The organism is Bartonella sp. AD328YNZD, assembly GCF_042196425.1.
The window spans coordinates 1-1,244 of record NZ_JBHIQG010000519.1 but is presented as its reverse complement, the minus strand read 5'-3'; the positions used below and the strand labels follow the sequence as shown (position 1 = coordinate 1,244).

The following is a 1,244-nucleotide window of genomic DNA, read 5'->3' as shown; positions in this document are numbered from 1 at the left end:
AGATTTTTTTCATTTTCCCCTCTTTCAATGGATTTATTTACAATAAAAAGGCTCTAAAGCCTGTTGATATTTTATCTTCGTTTTTCAAGACAGTTCTGAACTGAGTTGAGATGTTGGATTGTGGGAACAATCCCACCATTCCAAGCAAATGCAAAGATAGTGGGATTGTTGGTCATTACAAACAGCAAGACTTAAGGATAGCATTCATATTGTTCTGGATGCTTTTTACAAAAAGGGCTGTTTAAGCGCTTCTTGACACTGCGCTGTGGAACAACAGCACCTGGACGACAAATCGGGAGATTTTCGGCTTTATGGTTTACACACCATCCCCCCCCCTTTCATCTTTATAGCGGAAACCAGATTGAACCATACAAGCATGAATTGTTGCTATTGCATTGTTGCTTAAATTTCTGTTTTCTGGAAATACATCATAAGGAGCTGGCATACCACATTCTAATAAGGCTTTTCCTATTTCAGTAAAATTAGTAACACCATTTTTCTCCCATGCGCTCAAATACCCCCCAGGAGTTTTATTAAACTGACATCCTGCAATACCTAACAAAGTTACAGCACTTAATAATTTTAGAGTTTGTTTCATTTTTTCCTCCATGATTTAATTCAAGGTTTTTGTTCACGATGAGATGAGCCATAATTATAGCGACATTTTGGACTCGCATCTCCAAGACAAGTATGGGGACTTACAGGATTTGTGATCACTCTCCACCATTCTTTCCACCAATTACTACCAGCAGGTATTGTCTCGTAGGTATAGCCATTGCCGCCAATAATTCTGCTTACAAAGTCATATCTATTCCCATCAAAGCCAATAGTGGTCTGTTTGCCATCACTTACATAACCTAACAGACCGGATGCAACTAAAACATTAAAGGCTGGTCCATAGAGATTGATAGTCGTGTTTTCGTTGGCTATACCGTGAACACCTTCTTGTTTGAAAGAATTCAGCATATTCCCCAATGTCATCGTCCCGCGACTATGTCCATAAAGTTCTAACCCTGTAAGACCATAGCTATACATCAAATCTTTTGCTTCTTGTGTTGAATTGGTCAAACCCCAAAAGTTATTTTCCATAAACTTCTGATAGCCTGCTACCAGAAGTTCTGAAATAGCAGAATCGGCTTGAGGGAACACAACAAAATAAAGCGGTGCATTTTTATCCTTCGCATGTTGCTCTGCATAAACAGCGGCTTCCTCTGGTGGCGTAAAGATGCCATTAAAGGACACAT

General features: G+C 39.3%; 1 protein-coding gene and 1 pseudogene. Both read right to left on the bottom strand.

Going from position 1 to position 1,244, the window contains the following annotated elements; translation table 11 throughout:
* Positions 1-191: 191 nt before the first annotated feature.
* A pseudogene (locus ACFIO3_RS13345) lies at positions 192-598 on the bottom strand (hypothetical protein).
* 20 nt (positions 599-618) lie between these two features.
* Positions 619-1,244, bottom strand: a 626-nt coding sequence (locus tag ACFIO3_RS13340) for a filamentous hemagglutinin (RefSeq protein ID WP_375704617.1), incomplete at its 5' end; no start/stop codon positions are given.